The organism is Dethiosulfatibacter aminovorans DSM 17477 (genome assembly GCF_900142005.1).
Classification (GTDB): Bacteria; Bacillota; Clostridia; order Tissierellales; family Dethiosulfatibacteraceae; genus Dethiosulfatibacter; species Dethiosulfatibacter aminovorans.
The window spans coordinates 90,355-116,381 of the sequence record NZ_FQZL01000009.1 but is presented as its reverse complement, the minus strand read 5'-3'; the positions used below and the strand labels follow the sequence as shown (position 1 = coordinate 116,381).

General features: G+C 39.4%; 20 protein-coding genes and 1 tRNA gene. 2 read left to right on the top strand and 19 right to left on the bottom strand.

Going from position 1 to position 26,027, the window contains the following annotated elements; genetic code table 11:
• Positions 1–4: 4 nt before the first annotated feature.
• From BUB05_RS07740 to BUB05_RS07655, 18 genes are all read right to left on the bottom strand, one after another.
• Positions 5–928 (bottom strand): ABC transporter permease, encoded by a 924-nt coding sequence (locus tag BUB05_RS07740; RefSeq protein WP_073049023.1) that lies wholly within the window; start codon positions 926–928, stop codon positions 5–7.
• A 12-nt stretch (positions 929–940) separates the two neighbouring features.
• A complete protein-coding gene (locus tag BUB05_RS07735) occupies positions 941–1,858 on the bottom strand; it encodes an ABC transporter permease (protein ID WP_073049022.1) in 918 nt (305 codons plus the stop codon).
• Between the two features lie 289 nt (positions 1,859–2,147).
• Positions 2,148–4,136, bottom strand: coding sequence for an NAD-dependent DNA ligase LigA (gene ligA, locus BUB05_RS07730; RefSeq protein ID WP_073049021.1), 1,989 nt, complete (start codon positions 4,134–4,136; stop codon positions 2,148–2,150).
• A gap of 21 nt (positions 4,137–4,157) precedes the next feature.
• The gene (locus BUB05_RS07725; RefSeq protein ID WP_073049020.1) at positions 4,158–6,398 is read right to left on the bottom strand and encodes an ATP-dependent helicase; all 2,241 of its coding nucleotides are present in this window, start codon (positions 6,396–6,398) and stop codon (positions 4,158–4,160) included.
• Positions 6,399–6,548: 150 nt separating this feature from the next.
• Complete coding sequence (gene fusA, locus BUB05_RS07720; protein WP_073049019.1) at positions 6,549–8,624, bottom strand: elongation factor G; 2,076 nt, start codon at positions 8,622–8,624, stop codon at positions 6,549–6,551.
• A 299-nt stretch (positions 8,625–8,923) separates the two neighbouring features.
• Entirely contained in the window at positions 8,924–9,412 is a 489-nt protein-coding gene (locus tag BUB05_RS07715; RefSeq protein WP_073049018.1) for a peroxiredoxin, read from the bottom strand.
• A 20-nt stretch (positions 9,413–9,432) separates the two neighbouring features.
• Positions 9,433–10,638 carry a DNA recombination protein RmuC gene (locus BUB05_RS07710; protein ID WP_073049017.1) on the bottom strand — a complete coding sequence of 402 codons (1,206 nt, stop codon included), beginning with the start codon at positions 10,636–10,638 and terminating at the stop codon, positions 9,433–9,435.
• Positions 10,635–11,438 carry a sugar phosphate isomerase/epimerase family protein gene (locus tag BUB05_RS07705; RefSeq protein WP_073049016.1) on the bottom strand — a complete coding sequence of 268 codons (804 nt, stop codon included), beginning with the start codon at positions 11,436–11,438 and terminating at the stop codon, positions 10,635–10,637. The genes BUB05_RS07710 and BUB05_RS07705 overlap by 4 nt, the downstream gene beginning before the upstream one ends.
• A gap of 50 nt (positions 11,439–11,488) precedes the next feature.
• Complete coding sequence (locus tag BUB05_RS07700) at positions 11,489–11,713, bottom strand: DUF2164 family protein (protein ID WP_073049015.1); 225 nt, start codon at positions 11,711–11,713, stop codon at positions 11,489–11,491.
• Positions 11,714–11,804: 91 nt separating this feature from the next.
• Positions 11,805–12,707: an ROK family protein gene (locus tag BUB05_RS07695; protein ID WP_073049014.1), complete on the bottom strand. Its 903-nt coding sequence runs from the start codon at positions 12,705–12,707 to the stop codon at positions 11,805–11,807.
• A gap of 20 nt (positions 12,708–12,727) precedes the next feature.
• Positions 12,728–14,224 (bottom strand): 4-alpha-glucanotransferase, encoded by a 1,497-nt coding sequence (gene malQ, locus BUB05_RS07690; RefSeq protein ID WP_073049013.1) that lies wholly within the window; start codon positions 14,222–14,224, stop codon positions 12,728–12,730.
• A 218-nt stretch (positions 14,225–14,442) separates the two neighbouring features.
• Positions 14,443–14,527: transfer RNA gene (locus BUB05_RS07685), tRNA-Leu, on the bottom strand.
• A gap of 114 nt (positions 14,528–14,641) precedes the next feature.
• A complete protein-coding gene (locus tag BUB05_RS07680) occupies positions 14,642–16,063 on the bottom strand; it encodes an MBOAT family O-acyltransferase (protein ID WP_073049012.1) in 1,422 nt (473 codons plus the stop codon).
• A 9-nt stretch (positions 16,064–16,072) separates the two neighbouring features.
• A complete protein-coding gene (locus tag BUB05_RS07675; protein WP_073049011.1) occupies positions 16,073–17,149 on the bottom strand; it encodes a hypothetical protein in 1,077 nt (358 codons plus the stop codon).
• 150 nt (positions 17,150–17,299) lie between these two features.
• Entirely contained in the window at positions 17,300–17,917 is a 618-nt protein-coding gene (gene coaE / locus BUB05_RS07670; RefSeq protein WP_073049010.1) for a dephospho-CoA kinase, read from the bottom strand.
• The gene (gene polA, locus BUB05_RS07665) at positions 17,904–20,594 is read right to left on the bottom strand and encodes a DNA polymerase I (protein WP_073049009.1); all 2,691 of its coding nucleotides are present in this window, start codon (positions 20,592–20,594) and stop codon (positions 17,904–17,906) included. Before polA ends, coaE begins: the two co-directional genes overlap by 14 nt.
• 197 nt (positions 20,595–20,791) lie before the next feature.
• Positions 20,792–22,087, bottom strand: coding sequence for a DUF4349 domain-containing protein (locus BUB05_RS07660; protein ID WP_073049008.1), 1,296 nt, complete (start codon positions 22,085–22,087; stop codon positions 20,792–20,794).
• Between the two features lie 15 nt (positions 22,088–22,102).
• Positions 22,103–22,681 (bottom strand): RNA polymerase sigma factor, encoded by a 579-nt coding sequence (locus tag BUB05_RS07655; RefSeq protein ID WP_073049007.1) that lies wholly within the window; start codon positions 22,679–22,681, stop codon positions 22,103–22,105.
• A gap of 277 nt (positions 22,682–22,958) precedes the next feature.
• Here BUB05_RS07655 and BUB05_RS07650 point away from each other — a divergent pair, with 277 nt between their 5' ends.
• Complete coding sequence (locus BUB05_RS07650) at positions 22,959–23,255, top strand: DUF5320 domain-containing protein (protein WP_073049006.1); 297 nt, start codon at positions 22,959–22,961, stop codon at positions 23,253–23,255.
• Positions 23,256–23,421: 166 nt separating this feature from the next.
• Entirely contained in the window at positions 23,422–23,829 is a 408-nt protein-coding gene (locus BUB05_RS07645) for a DUF134 domain-containing protein (RefSeq protein WP_073049005.1), read from the top strand.
• 96 nt (positions 23,830–23,925) lie between these two features.
• Here BUB05_RS07645 and BUB05_RS07640 read toward each other — a convergent pair whose 3' ends face one another.
• Entirely contained in the window at positions 23,926–26,016 is a 2,091-nt protein-coding gene (locus BUB05_RS07640) for a complex I subunit 5 family protein (protein ID WP_073049004.1), read from the bottom strand.
• Positions 26,017–26,027 lie beyond the last annotated feature (11 nt).

Genomic DNA, 26,027 nt, shown 5'->3' with positions numbered 1-26,027 from the left:
CCTCCTAATTTCTAAGTCTTGGGTCCAGTGCATCTCTCAAGCCGTCACCAAGAAGGTTGAATGCCAGCATGAATATACAGATCAGAGCCGCAGGGAAGAACAGCATGTATGGATGTATCAGAAGCATGGTCGTTCCCGATTGAGCCAGTGAACCCCAACTTGCGGCCGGTGCAGGTATTCCAAGTCCCAGATATGACAGGAATGCTTCAGTGAAAACCGCACTTGGCACCTGGAAGGTTAGATTGATGATTATTGGTCCCATTGTATTAGGAATAAGATGTCTAAGGATAAGTCTACCCGTGTCGGCACCAAGAGTTTTTGCTGCCAAAACGAATTCCATCTGCTTAAGCTGAAGAACCTGCCCCCTTACTACACGGGCCATTCCTCCCCATCCAGTTATTGATATGGCTATTATGATAGGCTTGATTCCCGGCTTCATTACAACAATCAGAAGGATAACCCACAGCAACTGTGGTATGGAATATACAATTTCGATTATCCTCATCATAATAAGGTCGACCTTGCCTCCTGCATAACCTGAAACGGCACCGTATATGACGCCTATGGTTACATTTATTATAGTTGCAATTCCGGCAACCATAAGGGATGTTCTTGCTCCAGACCAGCACCTGGAGAACAGGTCCCTTCCAAGATTGTCGGTACCAAAAATATGTTCTGATGAAGGCGACTGGCTTATGGCATTATAATCCTGAAAATCATAGGCATACTTTGTAAAAATTGGCACAAAGATGGACATCAGCAAAACCGTTAAAATGATAATCAAACCAAGAACAGCCAATTTGTTTTCCTTAAGCCTTCTCCATGCATCCTGCCAGTATGTAAGACTTTTTCTTACAATTTTTTCCGATTCGTCTATATTTTTCCCGACTATTTCAAAATCTTTTTTTGTAAATTCAACATTACTCATATGAATACCCCCTTAGTCCAGTCTGATTCTCGGATCAACCACACCGTACAATATATCGATTATGAACATCATCAAAATCAGTATCGCTGCATAGAATATGGTTGTACCCATTATCAAATAATAGTCATTCTGTTTTATACTCAATACAAAATGCTTGCCCAGTCCGGGGATACCAAAGATGTTTTCAATTACAAGGGATCCTACAAGGATACCTGCAACTGCAACACCAAGTATTGTAATAATTGGAAGTATGGCATTTCTTATTGTATGCTTCCACAATACCTGCTGTCTGGAGAGCCCTTTTGCCTTTGCAGTTCTAACATAGTCCTGGTTAATCACATCCAGCATGCTTGTTCTCATCATTCTTGCTATGTATGCAATATAACCGAAGCCTAAAGCCATGACAGGCAGTACCGCCTGCTGCCAGGTACCCCACCTGGCTACCGGGAACCATCCCAGCTTGGATGCGAATACATACTGGAACAGGGATGCAAATACATAACTGGGTACAGACACTCCCAGAACCGCCAGTACTATAACAAAATAGTCAAAGAATTTATTTCTGTTCAATGCTGCAACTATACCGAAGAAAACTCCCAGAGTAGCTCCTACCGTAATAGCCATTCCTCCCAATTTCCCTGATACGCTAAAGGATTCAGCCAATATTGTGTTTACGGATCTTGCCCTGTAGAACATAGAGTCGCCAAGATTCCCCTTGAGCAAATTCATAAGATATTTGCCATACTGCACAATAAGAGGCTCATCGAGACCATACTTGGCCATCATGTTTTCAAGAATTTCCGGAGGAATTTTCTTGTTACCTGTAAACGGATCTCCAGGTATAGCATGCATTAGGAAAAACGTAATAGTGATAATAACCCACAATGTTAATATTGCTATAAAAAATCTTTTTAAAGTATACTTTAGCAAATTCCACACCTCCAATAATTTTTGGGTTAATTTGTTTAAGTAAGCTCATAATTGTCCTAAAAACATTTTGACACAATATGTATCAATAAATAATTAAAATAAACACATTGTGCCAAATATTAGTATATCTCTAATTATGAAATTACTTTAATATACGGAATATTATTATAATTCATGAATAAAATTAAATAAAATATCCCGTATCTAAACTATACTTTATTAAGTTAAGGTTTGCAATTAACAAAATGTTAACATTTGTTAACTAAACGTAATAATGAATGTCCAAAAATTAACTTTTCAGATATTCAAGAGCTTCCGCCTCGCCAAGTGTTGTTATGCCTAGACTTTGCGCCTTTGTATATTTCGATCCCGGGTTTTCACCCACAACAACAAAATCCGTCTTCTTGCTGACACTTCCAGTCACTTTACCCCCCTGCTCCTCTATCATCTTCTTCAAATCCTTCCTGTTGATTCCAAAGGTTCCCGTTATGACCACCGTCTTTTCATTGAAAAACCCTTCCCTTTTTTTCACACTTTCATGGACCGGATTAACGCCTTTTTCAAGAAGTTTCCTTATGCTTTTCAATATTTTTTCGTCACCGAAAAAGGCTATTATTTCTTCCGCCACAACATCTCCTATGTCTTGAATATTTATTAATTCTTCGTGTGTAGCCTCCATCAGTTTTTCCAGGCTTCCATATTTCTCCGCCAGGTCCGTAGCAGTTTTAATACCTACATTTGGTATTCCAAGAGCGTATATGAAATTCTTCAGATTGCAGTTCTTGCTTGATTCAATGGCATTAAGGAGATTTTCCGCCTTCTTCTGTCCAAATCTTTCTAGGCCGACAAGAGACTCCATTTCAAGGTCATAAAGATCTGAAATGCTTTTAAGGTCCAGCTCTTCAAAAAGCTGGCTTGCTGTTTTCTCACTGAAGCCTTCAATGTTCATTGCATCCCTGCTTCCATAATGCACTATTGATGCAATCAACTGAGGTTTGCAGGAAAGCTTGTTCATGCAAAAATAATGAACACCATCCCTTATGAGTTCTGTTCCGCAATACGGACAACATCCAGGCATTTCTATCTCTGAAGTGCCTCCCTGTTCTTCATCAACTGCTCCCAGGATCTCCGGTATTACATCATTTGACCTTCTCAACCATACCTTGGACCCCAGCCTTACCTTCTTCCTGCTGATGTCGTCCATATTGTTCAGGGTTGCGCGCTGTACGGTAGCTCCGCCAATATCAACAGGTTCAAGAATTGCAGTAGGGGTTACCTTGCCGGTTCTTCCAACATTCCATATTATTTCCTTCAGTACTGTTGTTACCTCTTCAGCCTCAAACTTGAAAGCTACAGCCCATCTCGGAAACTTCTGAGTATATCCGAGTATTTCCCTGGCGCTGTAATCGTTGATCTTTATTACCATACCGTCAGTCAGCAGATCAAGATCCTTTCTCGTTTCCTTAACCTCTTCAATTTCCCCAATGACCTCGTCAATGGAATTGAATTTCTTGAGGTAACCGAATACCGGCAGGTTCTGTTCTCTGATAAATCCTATCATTTCTTCATGACTGGAGAAATCTTTACCCTCGATATATCCTACATTGTAAAAGTAGGCAGACAGGTTTCTTTCCTTAGTAACTCTCGGGTCCAGGTTTCTCAAAGCTCCAGCCGCTGCATTTCTTGCATTCTTAAGTTGCTCGTCATGGGTTGCGTTGAATCTCTCAAGGGCACTCAACGACATAAGACCCTCTCCTTGTATTTCCATCCTTCCCTCATAAGGGATTTTGAGAGGAATTGTCTTTATTGTCTTGATCTGATGGAATATACCCTCTCCAGTGCTTCCATTGCCTCGCGATGCTCCCTGGGTCAGTATGCCGTTTTCATAAGTAAGATTAACCGTCAAGCCGTCAAATTTGAATTCAAGGAAGTATTCAAGGTCATTGGACCCCCTATCCTCAAAATAAGAAGAGTCCTTAAGGATTCTTCTTATTCTCGTGTCCCAGCTTTTCAATTCTTCATAGCTTTGAGCCTTGTCAAGTGACCACAGCTTGCCCAGGTGAGTGTGCTTTTGAAATTTATCAAGAATGCTGTCTCCAACCCTCTGGGTTGGTGAATATTCAAGTATTCTTCCCGTTTCGCCTTCCAACGCAACCAATTCATCATATAGAGCATCATACTCCCTGTCGCTGACCTTTGGGCTGTCATAGGTGTAGTAATGCATTGCATAATCATTGAGTCTATCTACAAGTTCCTTCATTCTTTCCAATTTATTCATCGCTTTATTTCCTGCCTCTTGCTAGATTTTCTTTATTGGTGCATAGGGCATCATCATTGTCTTCACACCCATGTTGTCGAAGGCTGCAGTGATTTCATCGCCTTTCACCTGTACAATAGTACCTGTTCCCCACTTCTTATGCTGAATCTTGTCACCGGACTTGAACAGCTTGTTTTCATTGCTTGTAAAGCTTTGCTGAGATGATGAAGCCGCTGCAGAATCTGTCGAAGATGATGCCGGAGTTGATGGTACCGTTTTTTTAGCCGGAGCAGTAAAACCTCCTGTAAACAAGTTGTACTTGTTCTGCTTTTTCTCTTCCATCTGAATCTTCTTTTTATTGGAATTAACAAGTTCTTCAGGAATCTCATTGATGAATCTGGATATCATCCTCTTGTGATAATTCCCATATATGAGTCTATCCTGTGCAAAACTCATATAAAGCCTTTTCTTGGCTCTGGTTATAGCAACATAGAAGAGCCTTCTTTCTTCTTCAATATCATCATCATTTCCATCCCTTACTATTGGAAACATGTTTTCCTCAAGACCTCCTATGAAAACGACATCAAACTCAAGACCCTTAGCCGAGTGGACAGTCATTATTGTAAGTCTCTCGCCCTCTCCATCCTCGGTTTTTTCGATGTCTGTCAAAAGAGATATATGGGCAAGAAAATCCTCCAGTTCAGTTTCTTCACTTCTATCCTGGAAATCCCTTACGGCCGAAAAGAATTCGTTGATATTTTCAAGCCTTGCCTGGCCTTCTACAGATCTGTTTGCTTCCATGAAATCCTTGTATCCCGAATCTTCGTATACATGCTCCACAAGATCCACAAGGTCCATCCCACCCTGTTTTTCGCAGATTTCATTTATCATGTCGGTAAATCTCTTCAGAGATTCCGAAGCCTTCTTTGAAACACCAATCTGTGCACTTAGCTCTGCCGCTTCAAACAGCGACATGTCATGCTCAGAGGCAAACTGGTCCAAAAGCTCAAGTGTCTTCTTTCCAATCCCTCTCTTTGGAACATTTATTACCCTTCTGAAGCTGTAGTTTTCATTGTTGTTCTGAACGAGCTTCAAATATCCCATCAAATCCTTGATTTCCTTCCTTGAATAGAATTCCTGTCCTCCAACTATCTTGTAAGGTATTCCTTCAAGTCTCATCCTTTCCTCAATGGCTCTTGTCTGCGCCCTTGTTCTGACAAGGATTGCCATTTCATCATATCCCACACTCTGAATATTCTTTTCATTATAGATTCTTTCAGCCATGAACAATGCCTCTGACTTCTCGTCAAAGGATTTGTTTATAAGGATCTTTGCCCCTTCATTGTCCTCTGTCCAGAGATTCTTGCCTATCCTGTTGGTGTTGTTCTTTATTACTGCATTTGCAGCCTCTAGAATGGTCTGTGTTGACCTGTAGTTTCTCTCCAGCTTGATTACCTTTGCCGATGGAAAATCCTTCTCAAAATCGAGTATATTGTTTATATCCGCACCCCTCCATCCGTAGATGGACTGGTCCTCATCTCCTACAACAAATACATTTTCCCTTGAGTCGCTCTTTTTCGCCAGTAACCTTACAAGCATGTACTGCACCTTGTTTGTATCCTGATATTCGTCAACAAGAATGTACTCGAATCTGTCCCTGTATTCATTTCTTATTTCTTCATCCTGCTCCAGAATATCGAGGGTCTTAACAAGAAGGTCGTCAAAATCAAGGGCGTTGCTTTTTTTAAGCTTCTTCTCATATAACTTGTATATTTCTCCAATGTTTCTCTTTCTGAAATCCGTAAAGTTTTCCTTGATGAATTCATCAGGTCTTGTTCTGCCGTTCTTCTCATTGCTTATTATGCTTCTGATGGAATTGGGATCATAGTCCTTCGTATCCAGGTTAAGCTCAAGAATGCATTCCTTAACCACTATCTTCTGTTCTTCACTGTCAAATATTATAAAATTGCTGCTGTAGCCTAGCCTGTCTATGCATCTTCTTAATATTCGAACACAAATGGAGTGAAAGGTACCAACCCACATCCTGCTTACATCGTAGTCTATCAGTTCTGCAATTCTTTCCTTCATTTCATTTGCTGCCTTGTTAGTGAAGGTTATAGCCAGTATTCTGCCTGGAGAAACATGGTTCTCTTCAATAAGATAAGCTATCCTGTTTGTCAAAACCCTTGTTTTTCCAGAACCTGCCCCTGCTATTACCAATGCAGGTCCTTCTATATGTGTAACGGCTTCATGCTGTTTTTCATTCAATTTAGTTAAATCCATTTTTTACCACCCTTTTTTAAACTCTACCTTTAATTTTAACACATGTGCCGTCATGTCACAAAATATATTTTATGGCGTGCGGAAATCTCACAACAAAAAAAAGCTGCAGCCTTTTAAACTGCAACTTTTTGTTATAATCATTTATTTTGTTTAATGCTCATTTTCATGTTCTGCTTCTTCAATAACCTTGCCGGCAAGATTTGAAGGAAGTTCTTCATATCTCAAGAAGTCCATCTCAAATCTTCCTCTTGCCTGGGTCATTGATTTAAGGTCTATGGCATACTTGAACATTTCCGCTTGAGGTGCTTCCGCAAGAACCAGCTGCTTTCCATTTGACTGCGGTTCCATTCCAAGTATTCTACCTCTTCTCTTGTTCATATCTCCCATTATATCACCCATGTATTCATCTGGTATCATGATTTTAACTGACATGATAGGCTCAAGAAGTACCGGTTTCGCTTCCTTGATACCCTTTCTGAACGCAAGGGTTGCAGCCATCTTGAATGCCATCTCGCTTGAATCGACATTGTGGTATGAACCGTCATAAAGAGTAGCCTTGACATTTACAACAGGATAGCCTGCCAAAACGCCTTTATTCAGACAGTCTCTAAGGCCCTTTTCTACCGCAGGAATATACTGCTTTGGAACGGAGCCACCAAATATCTTCTCTTCAAAGACAAACTCTTCCTCGCTTGGTTCAAAGATTATATGAACATCACCGTACTGTCCTGCTCCACCCGACTGTTTCTTGTGCTTTCCTTGCACGTCAGCCTTGCCTTTAATCGTTTCCCTGTATGCAATCTTTGGATCTGAAAGTTCAACTTCAACATTGAACATATTCTTCATCTTGTGTGTTATCACAGACAGCTGCATGTTGCCCTGTCCGCCTATAAGGAGCTGTTTGGTTTCCTTGTTTCTTTCAACAATAAAAGTAGGGTCTTCGGCTGTAAGCTTGGTTAAAGCCTGTCCTATCTTTTCTTCATCATCCTTGGACTTTGGTTCGACACAAAGGAACAGACATGGTTTGGGATAATTTATCGGAGGAAACTTAAGGGGATTGCTCTTAACTGTGAAAGTATCACCTGTTTCGGCAAACTGCAGTTTGGCAGATGCACCAATATCTCCCGCGAAAAGTTCGGATGTTTCAATCTGTTCTTTACCCATCATATAGAAGAGACTTCCTATCTTCTCAGTCTCGTTCTTGTTTACATTAAATATCTCGTCATCCTTCTTGACACTTCCCGACATAACCTTGAACAAAGATATCTTTCCAACATACGGGTCTACAATTGTCTTGAACACAAATGCAGCAAAAGGCTTTTCTCTGTCAATCTTAAGGGCTATCTCTTCATCCCCCTTGGTAACGATAAAATCCTTAGTGTCTGCAGCAGAAGGCATATAATCTACGCAAATATGCATAAGCTCCTTGACGCCTATTGTTTTGGCAGATGTTCCCACAACTACAGGAACCAGTTCTCCATTGTTTACTGCAAGTTTTAATCCGTTTCTTATTTCGTCGTCTGTAAATGTTTCACCGGCAAAGAACTTCTCAAGCATTTCTTCATCTGTTTCCGCAACCGACTCCATTAATGAAGACCTTAACACCTTAGCCCTTTCCATTGCTTCCTCAGGCACTTCACTTTCATCACATTCCACACATTCAGTACCGTTGAAAAGAAGTCCCTGAAGGGAGATAATATCCACATAACCCCTGAAATTCTGTTCTGAACCAATAGGTACTGCAAAAGGGACTACCTTCTTGTCAAGCTTAAGCTTAAGTTCTGCAAGAACCTTGTCGAACTTAACGTTTTCCTTATCCATACGGTTAAGGAAAATAACTTTGGGTATACTTCTTTCCTCTGCAATTTCCCATGCTTTTTCAGTTCCAACTTCAACACCGGAAGGTGCATCGACGCAAATTATAGCTCCACTGGCAACCCGTAATGCTCCATATACCTCACCAACGAAATCAAAGTAACCAGGAGTATCTAATATATTTAATTTGGTGTTGTCAAATTCTACAGGAATTACGCTTGTACCAATTGAAAATCCTCTTTCTTTTTCTTCTTTGTCAAAATCAGAAATAGTATTCTTGTCGTCAATGTTACCCATTCTCTTCAAGACGTGGGAATTAAACAACATAGCTTCGACCAAAGTTGTCTTTCCACACCCTCCATGTCCCATTAATGCGATGTTTCTTATTTTGTCCGTGCTGTAATTCTTCATGATATTCCTCCTTTGAATACTTTGTACTTTCATTATATTTTATACGAAAATTCCATCTTATGCAACTAGAATTAAAACGTTTTCCAACATTATTAAATTATTATTCACGAGTCAGTCCCTTTGGAAACTAATTGAAATGCCCTTTCGACCTTATTATCGGATTTCTAGAAATCGCATCGCTCATGACCTCACCCATAAATCATCTTAATATTAATAAAGGAAATAGCCCTTAAGCAGCAACATACATCCTATTAATAAAAGACATGCGGAAAATCGCATGTCTTGTAGTCGTTTGCTGATTACAGCACTTCATCCTTTATGAAGTTGTATATCTTGAGGGCATGGCCCTTTGCCTTGATGTTCCTGAACTCCTGGATTATCTTTCCGTCGCTGCCGATGACAAAGGTGGATCGCACAACACCCATCTTGAGCTTGCCGTACATGTTTTTTTCCTTCCATACCAGATAGTCTTCATGGGTCTTTATTTCCTCATCACTCAAAAGGACAAAGGGCAGTTCATACTTGTCTATAAATTTGTCATGGGACTTCAAGCTGTCCTTGCTGATTCCGTAGACTTCAAATCCCAGATTTCTGATTTCATCGTAAATCTCCTTGAATTCACAGGATTCCGCTGTACATCCAGGAGTATTGTCTTTTGGATAGAAAAACAGCACGACACCCTTGTCTCCCATCATATCCTTAAGAGAATATTCCTTGCCGTCGCTTCCTGGAAGCTTAAAATCAGGAGCTTCCATTCCCTTTTCAAAAATAATTTTCTTCTTTGCCATGGTTCTCTCCTTGTTTTTTATCAGTTTTTTACATTTATTTCCAATCCCGGCAGATCGACATCACCGGTTTCGATTTCCACATTCGATATTTGACTGAATCTTTTTTCAATCTTGTCAGAGGTGATATTGATGTCCCTGACATCCTTTGTTACCCTGTCGATGCTTTGAGACAATGAAGTCCACCTTTTCTTATATCGGGTAAACTCCTCACTCAGCTTCTTAAGCTCCTGATGTATTATGCCGGTATATCTGTCTCTTTCAATATTTTTAAGAACAACTTGTACAGTTGACAATACGGACATCAAGGTTGTAGGCGATGTGATCCATACCCTTCTTTCCCTTGCATATTCAATGAGGTCGTCATGATAGGCATTTATCTCCGCAAATATGGCTTCGGCAGGAATAAACATGATGGCCTGGTTTGCAGTTTCACCGTCAATTATATACTTGTCCCCTATATCTCCAATGTGCTTCTTCACATTGGTCTTGAATTCCTTTCCTGCCCTTGCTCGTTCTATTTCACTTAGCGATTTATCCGTCATCCTTCTGTAATTTTCCAAAGGAAATTTTGAATCAATGCAAATGCTTCCAACAGGTTCGGGCAGATGGAGCACTGCATCCGCTATAGCAGAATTGGAAAGAGTCCTCTGTATCTGGAATACCTTTTCGTTCTTCTCTCCAAAAACAGATTTTAAAATATTGTTCAGCTGTACCTCTCCAAAGGTTCCCCGGCTTTTCTTGTCTGTAAGTACATCCTGCAGGGATACAATATTTGTTGAAAGGCTGTCGATTTTCTTCTGTGCCTCATCTATCTTGGAAAGCCTTTCTATTACACTGTTGAAAGTCTTGTTTGTTTTCTCGAATCCCTCACTTAGCCTTTCATCGACCTTGCTGCCGATTCTGTCAAGGTTGCCTTCTATTCTTGAACTCAATGCATTGAAATTGCTGTTGAGGCTTTCTGTAAGCCTGTGATTTGACTCATTGACATTCTTGGATACATTGTTTTGAAACCGTAGGAAAGATTCAGTCATTTCAACTGAATTCCTCTGAAGCTTTTCAAATATTTTCCCATTGTTTTCCATCTGAATGATCTTGATATCAGACATCATCTTTTCATCATTCCGGTTTCTTTTCATTGAAGATATTCTTGTCATATTAATCAGCGACAAAATTATCAATATCCCCAACATGACATACAATGTTATCCATTCAATTCCCAGACTCATATGTTTCTCCCTTTGCTGTTTATTTTGTTGTTCAAATCCACACCAAAGCCATAGGTGCTTGCTAGTATGGCTTCAGCCTTGCCTTCATAATCAAAAGGACAAACCTCGAAGGAAATGTTCCCTTCAAATCCTATCTTGCTGAAATTTTCGGCAATAAGCTCCCAATCAACTTTACCCGTTCCAGGAATCCAATGCCTGTCTTTTTTCATGTCATTGTCGGATAAATGAAGATACTTTAACCTGTCTCCAAACTCCAGTATAAGATCTCCCGGATTTTCACAGATCACCCAGTCATGGGAGGAATCGTAACAAAACTTAAGATGCTTGCTTTTGAAATTGTTCAAAACCTTTCTGAGTATTTCAATATTGCGTGTATTTTCAACAGCAATGTCTACTCCCATCTTTTCCGCATAATCAATAATCTCATACAACCTTTCAAATCCAAGATCCGTACCGTCTATATGATATCCATCATGCTCCAGATGTATAACAGCTCCTCCAATCCCATAATCACTGCAATCCTTGATCCATCCCTTGTAATCATTTACAAGCCTTCCTCCATCGCCGGACTTTTCCCACAAACTGTTTATATCATAATATGGCAGATGAATATTTTCGATCAAAAGACCGATTTCCTCTGCTTTCTCAACAAGTTCTTCCTTGTTGAAATCCCAAAAAGCCACTTCGTCTCCCCACCACAGCATGGTTGAATCAAAACCTGCCTTTTTAATTTCTCTAAGTCTGTCCTCCATGGTAAGCATTACCCCAAACCATGAATATATACCTATTTTTCTGTCCATGTCATCTCCAAATATTGTTAGTTTATCCTTCTGTCTGCCAAATCTTCATACTAAATGGTCAGTTCATACAAATCCTCAAGCTTGTCTCCAATGAACCTTGCCGCATCGTCCACTCCAGCCTTGTATATGTAGGGGCCAATCTCCTTCAGTATGAAGTCAAGCATAAGCATGGCCTGCATGTTTCCCATGTCTACATCAAGTTCTTCATCCATATAGCCCATAATAAGTTTCATTATCTCGTTTTTTTGCATTTCACTCAGCATGTCTTTTTTCATAGAAATCACCTTTCATTTTTTAGCTTAAGAGAGTTAAAACTGCATAATATCTTGAAGCACTGGAATTATGCTGCTTTCTTGTTTTATTGCCTTAATCCGTGTTCTTAATTAACTCAGCTGCAACCAGCACAACTCCAATCATCCCAGGCTCTTCCAATATTCCCGGTACTATTTTCAGCCTTTCCCCCATCCTTTTAGGCATATATGTCCTTGCCCTGTTCATCAATTCCCCTAGAAAGGGCTTCAATGAATTCATGACTCCTCCGCCAAGTACAAATATATCCGGTTCGACTACAAAAGATATGTTGGAAATCCCTCTGGCCAATGATTCCAAAGCATGGTCTATTATATCCATTGCAAGCAAATGCCCTTCTCCATACAATCTGAAAACGTCAGAGGCGTCATCTACCCCATCTATTAATTTTCTTCCAAAATGGCCGATTGCAGTGCCACTTGCCAGATTTTCCAGATTTGAATCCCCGACCTTGTCAAAGTCATATTTTGAGGGAAGGATAATTTTGGCAATTTCAGAAGCATTTCCCGATTGACCTCTGATTACTTTTCCGTCTATTATCAGTCCTCCTCCCACGCCAGTGCTTATGGTCATGTATTGGACAATGTTGCATCCTTTCCCCGCCCCTATTATGGCTTCACTATAACCTGCGGCATTCGCATCATTTTCCAGATAGACTTTTTTACCAAAAGCTTCCTCCAACAAGGTTTTAAGCTTAACATCCTCCCATCCTGGTATATTTGTAAAGCATGGTATAAGCCCATTCTCGTAGTCTACGGCTCCAGGCACTCCTATTCCAACCGCGACAGCATCAGAGAATCCTTCTAGGCTTCGTACCGTATCAATGATTTTATTGATTACAAATTCAGGACCCTTGTCTCCCTCTGTTGTTGCTGTCTTTTTTTCTAGAATACGGCCTCTTTCATCGATTATTCCAACCCTGAGATTTGTACCGCCTAGATCTATTCCAATAAAATTCATTGCTACCTCCAACAAACCAATCAATTTCGTTTGCAATCAATTGTCATTTCAGCAAGAGCTTCAGTTTGTCCTTTTACAAGGTCATTTTCAAACTGACTCCTGGAAAGCCTCCATGCCCAATTTCCGTGCTTGGTTCCGGGAAGATTCATTCTTTCACTGCTGTCCATAAGAAGCAGATCCTGAACAGGCATAACCACCATGTCGGCACTACATTTGAAAAGCTTCTCTATAAGGATTCTGCACTCATTTAACGCAACTTCATATCCTTCTTCAGCTTCTCCATATTCCTTCTTATACCATCCATAAAGTGTATCATTGTCATGTGTCCCTGTATAGAACACAGTATTGGAATCAATATTTTGAAGAAAAGCATCATCTTCAAAATCATCCAGATTTTCAAACTGAAGTATCTTCATTCCTGGATATCCAAGTCTGTTTCTAAGTTCATGAACCTCTTCTGTTATATGACCCAGGTCTTCTGCTATTACATGCATTTCACCTAGACAGTCCTTTAGACTTGAAAAGAAATCATAACCCGGGCCCTTTGACCAGCTGCCGTTTATAGCTGTTTCCTCTCCGTAGGAGACCTCCCAGTAGGCTTCAAATCCTCTGAAATGGTCCAGTCTTATAATATCAAACTTTTCCAGTGTATTCTCCAGCCTCTTTCTCCACCAAAAATAACCATCCTTGGCCATTTCATCCCACCTGTATACGGGATTTTCCCAAAGCTGTCCCGTTTTACTGAAATAGTCAGGGGGAACGCCTGCCACAGTGACGGGAATCCCCTTTGAATCCAGTTTAAAAAGTTCTTGATGACACCATACATCAGCACTTTCAAGGTCTGTATAAATTGGAATATCGCCAATTATTCTTATACCCCTTTCATTCGCATATTTTTTAAGTTCATCCCACTGTTTATGAAAAATATATTGAAGAAACTTTTCATAGAATATTTCTTCTTTGAGTTTATCCCTATACTCACTCAATTTGTTTTCTTCCCTGCCTGTGAGATGTCTGCTCCAGCTAGTCCAGTCCCTGGCTTCTAACATCTTTGACAGTGAAACATACAATGCAAAATCATCTATCCAAAATTCACTTGATGAAACGAAATATTCAAAATCTTCCTTCAAACTTTTTTCTCCAAAATCCATCATATGCTTGAATTTATTAAAGGCTTTTCTAAAAATAGCTTCCTTGAACTTTCCCACCCCTGGAAAGTCAACCCTCTTGTCTGAAAATTCAGGAACATTTTGCAGGTCCTCAGGTAGCAAATAACCATCCTCAAGCAAAAGCTCCGGACTTATAAACATAGTGTTGCCTGCAAAAACAGAAGGTGACTTGTATGGTGAATTATACTCGTCTACAGGATTCAAGGGAAGTACCTGCCAAAGCCCTTGTTTTGACTTCAGAAGAAAATCTATGAATTCACGTGCCTCATCACCCATGTCTCCAATGCCGTATTTTGACGGCAGGGATGAAATATGGAGCAAAATACCGCTTTTTCTTGGGAATCTCATTTTAATACCACCTTCTATTTTTAGTTGTAAAAAACAATTTCAATCAATATTGAATAATTCATTATAACATATTGTATTTCCAATATACATAACATTTGTTCAAACAAACGTTCTCCAGGTTGATAATATTATATCTCAATTCCATATCTTTTCAAACAACTAAATATCCCTCGTAAAATGAACAACAAAAAACGAGCTCTTAAGCTCGTTAATTTTCTTGGTGCGGACGGGGGGATTTGAACCCCCACACCCATTGGGCACTGCCCCCTCAAGACAGCGTGTCTGCCGTTCCACCACATCCGCATATTTAATTGTTGCGTCCTTTTTTCGACCGCTTGATTATTATAATAGAAAAGGAGAGGTTTGTAAAGTAAAAATTAACAATTTATTCAAATAATTTTACAAACCCTTCATTTTCTAAAACTGGAAATAAATGAAAGTGCTTTGTTCCGTTTGAGCTATGACCAAAAGAGCCAGCACCATAACCGTATATCCCAATGCACGAAGGGGCACCGGTACATGTTTCTGGATTTTCCCTGCAATTTCTTGCTCATTTTTCCTTACAAGATATTCAACCACATGCATGAGACAGAGGCCTGCGACTATCACAAGGTATTTCACCTGGAATGATGTAATCGTCAAGTTGCCTGCATTAAACATCTTACCGATTATTTGTATTGCCTGTGAGAATGACTTTGCCCTGAAGAACACCCATCCTATGCTTGTTAGATTGAAAAAAACAAATACGGATAAGGCATTGTACCATTTCTTGTCTTTCAGCTTGTTTCTAAAATCGGAAAAATATCTCAGATAGATATTGTGAAAAATAACCAGAAGTCCGTGGTATGCTCCCCAAACAATAAAAGTCCATGCCGCACCGTGCCACATTCCCGACAAGGTCATTGCGGTCATGAGAAACATGCACTGCATGACAAATCCATTTTTGTTGCCCCCAAGAGGTATATAGATATAATCCCTTATCCAGGATGAAAGGGTTATATGCCATCTCTTCCAAAACTCCTTTGGACTCCTGCTGATATATGGAGACTTGAAATTGATGTCAAGGTCCAAATCAAACAGGTGACCTACCCCTACTGCAATTTCACTGTACGCCGAAAAATCGAAATATATCTGAAATGCAAAAAGCCATGCAGCTATCCATCCGTCCAACATGGTAAAATTCATATAACTGTCAAAGAACCTGTTTGCATAAGTTGCCAGATAGTCTGCAAACAATAACTTTTTTGAAAGCCCCATCATTATATAATAGATGCCGTACTTGAGCCTGGATTCCTTCCAGATGCAGCTCTTGACATCATTTATTTGCGGAAGAAACTGGTATCCCCTCATTATTGGCCCTGCTATGAGCTGGCCAAAAAACGATATAAAAACCCAAAACCTGATAAATGATCTTTCAGGCTCTATTTCATCCCTCTTAACATCTGTCATATATGCAATGATCTGAAATGTGTAGAAGGAAATGCCAACAGGAAGTATTATCCTTGAAATGAATTCATCCTGGTTTTGAAATCCGATGTTTAGCAGGCTGGTCAAATTGGAAAGCAAAAATCCCGAATACTTGAAAAACAATAGATTCAAAAGATTCAATCCAAGTCCAAGATAATAGTACAGATTGTTTTTGCTTTCATGAAGCTTTAAAGCAAGGAAATATGATATGAAGGTCACTATTCCAAATAATACCAGATAATTGAACCCTGATGCACCATAAAACAGCAAATTTGCCCAGGCTAAAGCATAAACCCTTGATTTAGGGAAAATATAATACACAAGCACCGTAATGCTTAATAATATTAAAAACTCAAATGAATGAAACAGCATGTCAACCTCCTAGTTAAACCAGCAGAATGTAATTTCTACCAATTCTTCAGCCAATATTCTATATCCCTCAGGTATGAGATGAAGATGGTCTGAATATTTGTTATTCTCGATAAATCCTGTCATATCATAATATTCAGCGTCCCTTGAATCAAAATATTCCTGTACCAGTTCAAGATTGTCATCATATCCAGGTGTCTCTTTTACCTTGTCAAGAAGTGCCTTGTTTGCAGGATGCATAAAGAACAAGGTGTTCTTTCCTTCCTGAAGCTTCATTATCTTCTCGAGAAAATATATCTGATAGTTCTTCTCTGTCATGTCAAATTCTTTTGTGCTGAAAATTCTGTACATGGTAGGTTCGTCCAGCATACCTACAAGAAAATCCTTTTCTTCCCATGACTCTCCTTCACTTGACAGACTTTGATCGATTCCATTGAACTTCTTCACAAACCCTGCCTTCATTATATCCTTGTATTTCATAATGGACATTTTATTGAAAATTGACTTTTTCAATTCATCAACAATTCTTTTTTCACCAACTGAACTAATCTTGTCATTCATGACTTCCAGGTCGTAACAATGATTGTATGCTTCAAGGTCCTTTTCCTCAAGGATGTCTGCAAACCAGAAAACAGGCGCCGGATAAGGATTTCTTCCTACAAACCCCTGATATAAAATATCTATGACAACATTATCTCTTGAGATATTATAATCATCCATCAAAAGCAGTATTGCATATATATCACCAATCTGATTCGAAGGTATTGACAGATTGAAAACACCTATATTCCTTCCATCCTCTTGAAGGATTTTTTCCATATAGTATCCGATTGATTGAGTTCGAGTGCCTGGAGAACTGTACATTACAGAATCTCCTACCAGGACTATATAATCGTCCACTTCTTCTTCGCTTATTGCCCGACCTATCTGTTCAAGGGCTATCCTTATGTTTTCATGTTTGTTTTTTATTAGATCATACTCTATCCTATAGTCATATATTATTGATGAATCCACCATTTCAGGCAGAAACATCTGAACAAGTATCATATAGAAAATAAAATACAGTATGACTTTTTTATATTGCTTCATACTTTTCCTCTTTGCGCGCTATCATTTTATTCATTTTTGCAGCGTTATCCTCTTCTTCTTGACAAAGAAAAACTTTAAATAACTGATATCTTATCATATTATATAGACCATTTAAAGTTATCTAAAGTTCCACTGATATGCATTTTTTATTTAATTCTTCACACCCTGTTTTTCCAATACACTGTCCAAATTCTTCATAAGATTTGCCAATGTGGTGCTGTTGTCGATTATCCTGTCTGCATGCTTTTTCTTCTCTTCAATGTCCATCTGGGAATCTATGATTTTTACAGATTCCTCCATTCCCCTGTTGTCTCTTTTAAGCAGTCTTTCAAGCTGCGTGTCCCTGTCGGAATATACAAGCCATATCTCATCATAGGAAAGTCCATATTCCTTGAGATGGTCCAGTTCCTCAATGGCAAGGGGGATATCAAGGAATATCAAATTATCCCCGCTTTTATTAATTTGTCTTTCAAGTTCTTCAATAACAGCCTTGTGTACAATCCCATTTATTCTATTTCTGTTGTCATCTGAAGAGAATACAATTTTTGCAAGCTTCTTTCTGTCGATTTCATCCTTGTCATCAAGTATTCCACTGCCGAACGCTTCAACAAGTTCGCCATGAATGACCGAACCCTTGTTGTACAGTTCATGGACTATCCTGTCCGAATCCAGAACTTTGTATCCTCTCTCCATCAAGGTCTTGGATACAGTACTTTTGCCTGTAGCTATTCCGCCGGTAATTATTATGAGTCTTTTATTTTGTATCATACCACGTATCTCCAATATTCATGTCTACAGTCAAGGGCACCTTTAGCTCTGCAGCCTTTTCCATTTCATTTTTCAGAATAAGCTTAACATCTTCAAGCTCTTCCTCCACTGCTTCTATGATGAGTTCATCATGTATCTGAAGAATAAGCCTGGACTTCATGTTGTTTTCCTTAAGTCTGAAATAAACATTTATCATAGCCTTTTTGATTATATCCGCTGCAGTTCCTTGTACGGGAGTGTTGAGGGCAAGTCTTTCACCCAGAGCCCTTATATTGAAATTTCTTGAATTCAGCTCAGGTATGTATCTCCTTCTTCCGAAGATTGTATCAACATAACCATCCTTCTTTCCCTGCTTGACGATGTTGTCCATGTAATCCTTTACACCTCCAAAGAAATTCAAATAGTTTTCTATATACTCCTTTGATTCCTTGCGAGGTATGTCAAGGTCCCTGCTTAGACCATAATCACTTATTCCATAAACTATTCCAAAGTTTACAGCCTTTGCTCTGCTTCTCATGATTGATGTCACTTCATCCTCTTCAACATGGAACACCTGTGCGGCTGTCTTTCTGTGGATATCCTCATTGTTTATGAACGCTGATTTCAGGTTTTCATCATCTGACAGGTGTGCCAGCACCCTTAACTCTATCTGGGAGTAGTCCGCGTCAACCAATTTTCTGCCGACTTCATGTACAAACACCTTCCTCAGTTCCCTGCCTTCTTCAGTCTTGACGGGAATGTTCTGCAGGTTGGGTTCTGTGGAACTTATCCTGCCCGTACTTGCTATAGTCTGTTTGAATGAGGAATGCACTCTTCCTGTCTCCTTGTCAACAACATTCAACAGTCCATCAACATATGTTGACTTGAGCTTTGCCAGCTGCCTGTACTCAAGTATCTTCAAGACTATTGGATGTTTCAACTTGAGCTTGTCAAGGACCTCGGCATTTGTGGAATATCCGGTTTTGGTTTTCTTTATTACAGGAAGTCCAAGCTTGTCGAAAAGAATTTCTCCCAGTTGTTTTGGTGAATTTATGTTGAAAACCTCATCTGCAAAGTCGTAGATTATCTCTTCAAGTATCTCTATCTTTCTGCCCAGCCTCTCGCCAATGGCTTTGAGCTCTTCCGTATTGATCTTGAATCCCAATATCTCCATTGATGCCATTATCTCAACCAGCGGCAGTTCTATTTCATTGTACAGACTGTCCATGTCCGCTTCCATTATCTGCTTTTCCATTTTATCCTTTATGTTCCATACGCCGGACAGTTGGTTGGACAAAAATTCCTTTCTGTCTTCAGGTTCAATACCCGAAAAGACCTTTTTATTTTTGCCGGACCCCAGATAATCCTTTTCACCTTTTATATCAAGATCCAAATATTCAAACACAAGCTTGTCTATAGAATATGACGATTCCGATGGCTCCAGCAGATACTTGCCAATCATGGTGTCAAATTTCACGCCTTCCAGGCTTATACCAAGCTTGTCAAACAAAATAATTTCATCCTTTATATCGTGGCTAAATTTTTCAACAGACGGATTCTCCAGAATTTCCTTGATTGACACAATGGATTCCTCAATATTATCCTCAATATAAAAGACCCGTTTGTCATCAATCATTACACCCATGGCTACAGGTTTCGAATAAAGTGCTCTTTCTCCGTCATATAGGACCTTTATCGCCATTTGTGAGGCCGAGTTTATTTCACCGTAGAGCTTCTTGCTGTCAATTTCAACAACTTCTACCTTTTTAGATTCCGGTTTCCTGTCTTCTTCCTTATCCCCTTCTCCCATTGAAAAAAGTGACAATTGCTTGTCTTCAGACTTCAGCCTGTTCATGAACTGTCTGAATCCGAACTCCTTGTACATCTCCATAAGCTCGTCTCCGTCAACTTCCTTGTACAGAAAATCTTCCATGGAGCACTCCATGGGAATTTCTGTCACTATGGTTGCAAGATCCCTGCTCATATATGCCTGCATCTTTTCAGATTCCAGCTTTTCCTTCAGTTTACCTTTAACTTCTCCAATATTTTCATAGATTCCTTCAAGGGTTTCAAACTGGTGGATAAGTTTCATACCCGTCTTTTCGCCAACACCCTTTACTCCCGGAATATTGTCTGAGCTGTCTCCCATCAACGCCTTAAGGTCTATGAACTGTTTGGGAGTCATTCCATATTCTTCTTCCATTAGCTCCCTGGTATACTTGACAGTGTTGGTTACACCCTTCTTGGTTATAAGCACATACACATCATCATCAACAAGCTGAAGGTAGTCCCTGTCGCTTGTGACCATGTACACCTCTATACCCTGAGCTGCTGCAAACTTGGACAAGCTTCCCGCAACATCGTCCGCTTCATATCCTTCAATCTCAAGATGCTTGATGCCATGAAGTTCAAGCACATCCCTTATGAGACCGAACTGCATAACAAGCTCATTGGGAGCCTTGGCTCTTCCAGCCTTGTATTCCTTGTACTTTTCATGTCTGAAGGTCGGCTTCTTTGGGTCAAAGGCCGTGACAATATAATCAGGCTTGTATTCATCCAGCAACTTGTACATCATGCTCAGAAATCCATAGACTGCATTTGTATATATTCCTTTCTTGTTTTTCAATGGAGGCAGAGCATAGAAAGCTCTGAACAGTATGCTGTTTCCGTCTAATATCAAAAATTTCTTCTTCTCCATATATATCTCCCGTTTTGTTTTTTAGCTACTTTGCAATGATTGTTTTTTAGCCGCATTACAGTATTCATTAATTTTAACATATAAACCTTATACTAACTATCTTTTTATTGTCTAATGAAACTTTCCATGCAAAAAACAAAAATAACCGTCCCCATTGTTTTTTGCATGGAAAAAGGCGGTATTACCGCCTTTTCATTTTATTTTTTCGTTTTTCTTATTATGGCCCTTGCTATGATGTAGACAACCAGAATAGCTACAAGCAACACTGCGAGCAGTGGAATGAATCCAAATACGAATACCACGAAGCCCTCAAGTGCATCGATAAGGTTGTTTACGGTTTGAGTGAAACTTGCCTTGGCTCTTTCCCATAGATTTTCGTCAACTGGTTTTATCTTGTTCCTGTCATATACTTCCCTTATTTCAATATGTATTGTCGACATGGAAGACCTGTAATCTATATCACTTAGATTGATCCTGTATGCGTCTATCTGGTTCCTTACCCTTGTAAGCTCGTTTTCTATCTGCATTATCTCGGGTATGTTCTCAGCCTTTGCAAAAAGTTCCTGAAGTCTTGCTTCCTGTGCTTCCAAATTCTCAACCTTGCTTTCAGTATCATAGTATGACTTTGTCAAATCAGTTTCATTTGTTCTTTCGCTTACTACCTCGACCAGGTCTCCCTCTTCCGTAATAAATCCATATGCATCATCGAAAACCTCCTGAGGAACCCTCACCGTCATGTATCCGTTTTTAAGGTTTATATTCTCATCCTTTTCATAGTCATAGTAGTAATAGTTGTTGGAGTATGTTTCGAAGGCTTCAATATACCCGCCGTAGAAACCGACCTTGCCCTTCACCTGTGACACAAACAGATCGTAGTCCTCTGTTTCAACGGAAACATACCCGTTTTTGATTATCTTAAGCTCCCTGTCCCTGTAACCATTTCCGGAAACAGTCGCCTTTTCTTCAATTTCGACGCTATCAGTCCAGGCCTCACCGTCCATCTCCTCGGTTACTAAATAGTCGCCGTCGTCAAAACTTTTTGTAATACTGTTGTCAGTTGCTCCATAGTCCATTCCCGGCACTCTCGGTTCTTCAGAAGGCACTTCCATGGAATACTCGGCAGGAGCACTGTCCATCGCCATTTCACTCTTCTGCATCCCCAGTCTGCCGCTGTTGAGTGCAAAAGGAACCATCAGCACAACTATCAGTGCCGCAGCTATGGCCGACATCCGCCTTATACCAAAGCGTCTTTTTGCTTTCTTTTCGGCCGGCTGGACTTCCTTGAGCTTCATGTGGAGTTTCTTGCAGTAGCCTTCCGGCAACTCCTCCATAGGTATGCTGTTCAGCTCATTCACTATTCTTTTTATCTTTTCAAGCTCATTCCTGCAGTCTTCACATTCCGATATATGATTTTCAAATTCCGTCTTTTCTTCTTCAGTCAGCTCATTGTCCAGGTAAAGTGAAATTTTCTGTCTGCATTCTTTGCAAATCATACGATCACCATCCAATTAATTATAATCATTCACGTTCTCTTCAAGTATTTCCTTCAGTTTTTGTCGCCCTCTGCTAATTCTTGATTTGACGGTTCCTATATTGCAGGACAATATCCTTGAAATTTCATCATAACTGAAATCATTGATATCCCGCAGAATAATCACAGTCTTGAAGTCATCATCCAGTTTTTCTATTGCTTCCATTACCATTTCAGATGTAAGCTTTTTGTCTACAATATTTTCAGGAGAAGATTTTTCATCTTCCAATTCCATGTAGAATTCATCATACCCTGAATGAAGTGGCTGGTCGACAGAAACTGTATTTTCCTTCTTTTTCCTCTTAAAATCCAAGCATGTATTGACAACGATTCTGTACATCCATGTCTTGAAGGATGAATTCATATTGAATTTTCCAATATTTTTGAACACCTTAATCAAAGACTCCTGAGAGACATCTTCAGCATCCTCTTTGTTCCTTAAGTATTTCAATGCAATATTGTATGCTACCTTCTTGTAATCCTTGATAAGAGTTTCAAATGAATCAATGTCCCCTTTCTGACTCATTTTAATCAATAAAATCTCTGCATCATTCAAAATATCCACCCCATTTGTTAATATAGACGATTATAATTAATTATTGTTCCAAATTTCCAATTATTTTTTTCTAGGCAAACCTCCCCAATTTAAGACAATTATACTATAGTGAAAAATCATTTACAATAAAACGGGTAATAATAACAATTATTTAACAATTCAAAAGACATTCTTGATCCGGATACAAAAAACTTTTCGCGAAGTTATTGACATATGCCACAAATGTGGTATACTTAAGTTGTAAGGAACATATACCCAATTGGAAGGAGGATTAAAAATGCCATATAGAGATGGAACAGGCCCTGAAGGATTGGGACCATCAACTGGAAGAGGACTGGGGAACTGTACAAGCAAGGAAGGTATTTCAACACCTTCAGGCTATTACGGTGGATACGGCCTTGGAAGAAGAGGTTGTGGCAGAGGTCTTGGCAGAGGAATGGGAAGAGGATATAGACCTGGTATCGGCAGAAGGTATTATCAGCCGGTGGATAGACAAGCTATTCTCAAGGAAGAAAAGGAAATGCTGAAAAGAAGACTTGCTGAAATTGAAGATCTGATGGAAAAAAGTGAATAAATTTTAGAAGGATGACTTGTCTCATCCTTCTTTTTCTAATATAATGTTATAGACAATAAAGCAATTATTAAGTCATGCAAGAAAGTTTACAGTCAATATGCTCACATGCTTCAAGTGGATATAAATACAATGGACTTTCTATAGGTATTAAGGAAGAGGTGATATAATGCCAAGACCTAGAAAAAGAAGAAGAGTATGCGAACTGCCGGAAACAATATTATTCAAGCCGGCAGGAAAACCAATAACTGAATCCGAATTGGTTGTAATAACCATTGATGAATATGAAGTTATAAGGTTGATTGATTTGGAAGGACTGAATCAGGAAGAATGTGCAGAAAGAATGGAAGTAGCCAGATCAACCATTCAAAGAATGTATGAAGAGGTAAAAAGAAAGCTTGCGGACAGCATAGTAAACGGGAAAGCCTTCAAAATAGAAGGTGGAGACTACAAACTGTGTGAATTTGACAAGGATGCCTGTACAACCCCGTGCTGCATGGAAAAAAACAGGAACAGAGCAGGATTGGGAAGAGGTGCCGGCAGAGGTGCTGGAAGAGGTAACAAAAACGGTTTATAACCGCAGCCATATTCTATTTATTGGGCGTGCTCCAAAACTGCAAAAAACTGATGTCATAGTTGAACATCAGTTTTTTATTTTTTTGATTTAATTGAATTACATCCTGAAAATGATGACAAAGAGCATAACGATCACCAGGAAACCTCCCACTAGATAGATGGAATAAGTTATACTGTTGAACTTGTCCTGGATTGATTTTATATCCTTAGATAATGTGGTCATGTTACCATTGACATTATTCTGTATTGATTTGATATCCTTGGATATTGCATCTATATTGCCGCTTATATTGTGCTTTATTGACTCCCCTGCTCCTTCTACCGTTTCAGCTGATTTGCTTCTAAGTGACGTCCAAATTATCTCCATTCGTTTTGTTGGTGAATACTCCTCCATAAATTCAATGTTCGACAAGTATTTTGCCGTTTTTCCTATTCCTTTCACAGAATACAGAAGAATATCGTCAAGACCCTTCAATACTGTATTGAATACTCTGTATGTAACCGTCAGCACAGGCAAGTATATGTTTTTCTCAATCGAAAACCATTCTGTTGTAGGATTGACAAAATCCGGCCTTCTTCTACCTTTCACAGGTACAACCAGCTTTTTAAGAATAAATCTGGTATAGATTGCTATTCCCAATCCTATAGTAATGAATGACGATAGAATATTTCCAAATGTAAAATAATGGAAGTGTTCCATTTCCTCCATATGAATGCCGAAAACCTTGTAGATATCTCCGAAATAGTCAAAAAACAAGTCTGGCTTTATTCCTATGACAAAAATCAATGCAGCCGATATTACCATTGGAAACAAGGCTCTTCTGTTTATGTATCTGCTGTAAGATGCATAGTATCTGCTGTTGTTTTCAACAAAAAGTGATATGTACAGCTTCAAAAGGTATGCAGTAGTAAAGGCACTGCTTAGATAAAAAACGAATTCTGCTCCATAAGCCAGAACAGGGCTCGAATGATGAAGGGCCTCAGCAAGTGCATGATGGATTATTGTCTTGCTTGTGAAGCCGTTGAATCCGGGCAAGCCGATTATCGCACAGAAGCCTGTGAAGAATGTAAGTTTAAGTATCGGCTTGAAGGTACCAAATCCATATATTTCGTTTATATTAAGCTTGTGTGTAATCATGTATATTATACCCACACCCATGAACAACATCACCTTGAATATGGCATGGTTGAATATGTGGAAGAGCGTGCCGAATACAGCAATGGCATTATGTTCTCCCATTGCTCCCATAAGGCCTACACCCATTATTATATATCCCAGTTGACTCATGGAGCTGTATGCAAGTGTCTTCTTTATATTAATCTGGAACAGCGCCAGATATCCTCCCATGAACATGTTGACAAGGCCAGAAAATATCAAGGCATAGGAAATATATTTGTTTCCATCCATAAGAAATATGCTGGTAATGATTATTCCAAAGATACCCGTCTTTACCAGTATACCGGAAAGAACGGCACTTGCAGGAGTAGGTGCTGCTGGATGAGCCTTCGGCAACCATATATGGAGCGGTACCATACCGGCCTTTACTCCGAATCCAATTATCATGAGTGCGCTTATAAGATATTTAATGGCTCCCATGTTAGGCAATACACGACCTATATAGTCGATGTCCAGCGATTTTGTATGAGAATACAGTATGAATATTCCCATAAGAAGTATCAAACCACCGGCTATCGCCATACCCATGTACGTGGCTCCGGCTTTGTGAGCTTCCTCATCTTCATCGTGGATGATGAGAGGATAAGATGCCATGGACATGATTTCAAAAAAAGTGAAGAGATTCACTAGATTTTCCGAAATGAACACACCTATGGTGCTTGCATATGTTATCATGAAAAACAGATAATACCTGTTCCTGTGAATATAATTGATAAGATACTGGCTCGAATATACATTGATGATGAACCAGACAAAAGCTGTAATAAAAACAAACATGTATCTGAATATATCCATCTTTAGGTGAAGTCCCGTACCCATGACATATGGAATTGTATATTCAACGGGAGCCTCTATTACCATGGGATACATATATATTATCACTATCAGGTTAATGAGGGTTATTACTATGTTTAAAAAGTTTCTTATGTTGTTGTTCCTATAGCCCAGAACAGACGTAACCACACTTCCAATGAATGGGAAGAGCAGTATGAAAAGCAAGAGTTTTTCCATGGATATCTCCT